This is a genomic window from Microbacterium sp. P2_F9 (genome assembly GCF_056403635.1).
On record NZ_JBFUFC010000319.1, the window covers coordinates 1 to 2,639 of the forward strand.

The following is a 2,639-nucleotide window of genomic DNA, read 5'->3' on the forward strand; positions in this document are numbered from 1 at the left end:
GCTCGCGTCCATGCAGCGCGACAAGAAGAGTCGAGGCGGGATGCTGCGCTTCATCGTGCTCGACGACATCGCGCGCCCCACCGTGCTCCAGGCGCCGGACGAATCGCTGCTGTTCGCGGCGTACCAGGAAGTCGCGGGATGACCCCGCAGCCCGACCCGTCGCTCTCAGTGCGGCGGGTCCGGTCGGACGAGTGGGAGCTCGTGCGGGCGCTCCGCCTGGAGGCGACCGCCGATCCGGATGCCGCGATCGCGTTCCTCGAGGATCACGACGAGGTCGCCACGCGGCCGGAATCGTTCTGGCGCGAGCGGACCCAGACAGCCGCCGAGAGCGCGACGGTCGCTCAGCTCGTCGCGGAGATCGAGGGTGTTGCGGTGGGCAGTCTGTCGGTCCTCATCAGGGCGACCGGGCAGAAGGATCACCTGGGCCGGTACATGGATGACCGCCGCGCCTTCGTCGTCGGGGTGTGGGTCCGGCCGGATCGTCGAGGCTCGGGAGCGGTCGATCTGCTGCTCGCCGCCGCGGCGGCATGGGCGGCGGCGCAGGGGCTGGATCAGCTCCACCTCGACGTGCATCGCGACAACCTGCGGGCCCAGGGCGCATATCGCCGGGCGGGCTTCCTGCCGACCGGCGAGACCCTGACCGGGCCCATCGGGCCGGAGATCGTGATGTCGCGGCCCTTGCCATGACCGCGGCATCCACTCATACCGGCGCTGATATCGTGCGAGACATGAGTGCTCCCCGCCGCCTGCTGCTCGTCAACGGGCCGAATCTCAACCTTCTCGGCATTCGCGATCCCGCCACCTACGGCACCCAGTCGCTGCAGGATGTCGAGGCGCTCGCGATCGAGACGGCCGCCGCTTTCGGATTCGAGATCCGCGCGGTGCAGAGCAATCACGAAGGCGTGCTGATCGATGCGATCCACGCGGCGCGGACGGACTGCGCAGGCATCGTCATCAACCCCGGAGGGCTCACGCACACCTCAGTCGTGCTGCGCGATGCGCTGTTGAGCGTGTCCCTGCCGGTCGCCGAGGTGCACATCTCCGACATCAAGGCGCGCGAGCCGTTCCGGCAGCTCTCCTATGTCGAAGACGTCGCGGTCGTGCACGTCGTGGGCGAGGGCGTGCCCGGCTATGCCGTGGCGATCACCCGGCTCATCGAGGTCGTCACCGGGCACGCGGAGGGCTGAGCCGGGTGCCGGGCGTGGCATCCCGTAGAATCGAATGTCGGCGCTTCGACACGCTCAGCGATCAAGCAGCCTGACCCCCTGACACGAAACGGAACTCTTCAGCCATGGCATCCACCTCAGACATCAGGAACGGCGTCGTCCTCAGCATCGACGGACAGCTGTGGAACGTCATCGAGTTCCAGCACGTCAAGCCCGGCAAGGGCGGTGCGTTCGTCCGCACCAAGCTCAAGAACGTCGTCTCTGGCAAGGTCGTCGACCGCACCTACAACGCCGGCGCCAAGATCGAGATCGAGAACGTCGACCGCCGCGACTTCACGTACCTGTACAACGACGGCGACGGCTTCGTCTTCATGGATGTCGCGGACTACGACCAGATCACCGTCGGCTCCGCCACCGTGGGCGACGCGGCGAACTTCCTGCTCGAGAACCAGCAGGTGCAGATCGCGCTCAACAACGGCAACCCGCTGTACGTCGAGCTGCCGGCCTCCGTCGTCCTCGAGATCACCTACACCGAGCCGGGCCTGCAGGGCGACCGCTCGTCGGCCGGCACCAAGGCCGCCACGGTCGAGACCGGCTACGAGATCCAGGTGCCGCTGTTCGTCGAGACCGGCACCAAGGTCAAGGTGGACACCCGCACGGGCGACTACCTCGGCCGCGTGAACTGAGCGCTGCGAGCCGATGAGCGCACGTACGAAGGCCCGCAAACGCGCGCTCGACATCCTGTTCCAGGCTGACGTCCGCGGCGACGACCTCGGCGCGATCCTCGCCGCCGAGGCGAAGCGCGCCGCCAACGAGCCGTCGCGCGAATCGTCCTGGCTGTATGCCCGCGAGATCATCGACGGCGTCATCGACAACCGCGACGAGATCGATGAGCAGATCACGACCTTCGCGAAGGACTGGTCGCTCGCGCGCATGCCCGCGGTCGACCGGGCGCTGCTGCGCATGGGCGTCTGGGAGATCCTCTTCAACGACGAGGTGCCCACCGGCGTGGCGATCGACGAGGCCGTGGAGCTCGCCAAGGAGTTCTCGACGGACGATTCCGGCGCGTTCGTGAACGCCGTGCTCGCGAAGATCGCCCGCTCGTCCTGACGCCCATGACCAGGCCTCGCGGAACCTTGCGAGGATGGTGAGCATGACCCCGCCGTTCGTCGACGCCGAGCACATCCGGCGCCGGGCCGATGGCGGCGCGTACGAACGCGGGATGGCGTACTTCCGCGACGGGGCCGTGCAGTCCGTGGCGTGGGATCCGGTCGCGGCGGTGCTCGAGTCGGTGGTCGAGGGCAGTGGCCGGACCGCCTATCGATGCCGGATCCGCCTCGACCCGGCCCGAGGCGACCAGCCGATCGTCTCGACCTTCTGCACCTGCCCGGTGGAGCGCGACTGCAAGCACACGGTGGCGACCCTGCTCGCGAGCAATCGGCTCGCGGATCGCCCGGTCGCCGACGGCCCGGC

The 2,639-nt window shown here is 68.5% G+C and carries 5 protein-coding genes and 1 pseudogene; all 6 read left to right on the top strand.

Annotation, left to right across the window (positions count from 1 at the left end; genetic code table 11):
- Positions 1-142: pseudogene (locus AC1DVT_RS19380) on the top strand (3-dehydroquinate synthase); the annotation flags it as partial.
- Positions 139-687, top strand: a complete 549-nt coding sequence (locus tag AC1DVT_RS19385; RefSeq protein WP_477390935.1) for a GNAT family N-acetyltransferase — start codon at positions 139-141, stop codon at positions 685-687. The pseudogene AC1DVT_RS19380 and the gene AC1DVT_RS19385, both read left to right, overlap by 4 nt.
- Positions 688-728: 41 nt before the next feature.
- Positions 729-1,187, top strand: coding sequence for a type II 3-dehydroquinate dehydratase (locus tag AC1DVT_RS19390; RefSeq protein ID WP_457098669.1), 459 nt, complete (start codon positions 729-731; stop codon positions 1,185-1,187).
- Positions 1,188-1,291: 104 nt separating this feature from the next.
- On the top strand, positions 1,292-1,852 hold the full coding sequence (gene efp, locus AC1DVT_RS19395; protein ID WP_457098672.1) for an elongation factor P: 561 nt from the start codon (positions 1,292-1,294) through the stop codon (positions 1,850-1,852).
- 13 nt (positions 1,853-1,865) lie between these two features.
- Positions 1,866-2,276 carry a transcription antitermination factor NusB gene (gene nusB, locus AC1DVT_RS19400; RefSeq protein WP_457098673.1) on the top strand — a complete coding sequence of 137 codons (411 nt, stop codon included), beginning with the start codon at positions 1,866-1,868 and terminating at the stop codon, positions 2,274-2,276.
- A gap of 43 nt (positions 2,277-2,319) precedes the next feature.
- A partial coding sequence (locus AC1DVT_RS19405) for an SWIM zinc finger family protein (protein ID WP_477390938.1) occupies positions 2,320-2,639 on the top strand: 320 nt, incomplete at its 3' end.

Excerpts from the sequence above, each read along its gene's own strand:
- AC1DVT_RS19385 (WP_477390935.1), top strand. The coding sequence starts at position 139 with ATGACCCCGCAGCCCGACCCGTCGCTCTCAGTGCGGCGGGTCCGGTCG.
- efp (WP_457098672.1), top strand. The coding sequence starts at position 1,292 with ATGGCATCCACCTCAGACATCAGGAACGGCGTCGTCCTCAGCATCGAC.
- nusB (WP_457098673.1), top strand. The coding sequence starts at position 1,866 with ATGAGCGCACGTACGAAGGCCCGCAAACGCGCGCTCGACATCCTGTTC.
- AC1DVT_RS19390 (WP_457098669.1), top strand. The coding sequence starts at position 729 with ATGAGTGCTCCCCGCCGCCTGCTGCTCGTCAACGGGCCGAATCTCAAC.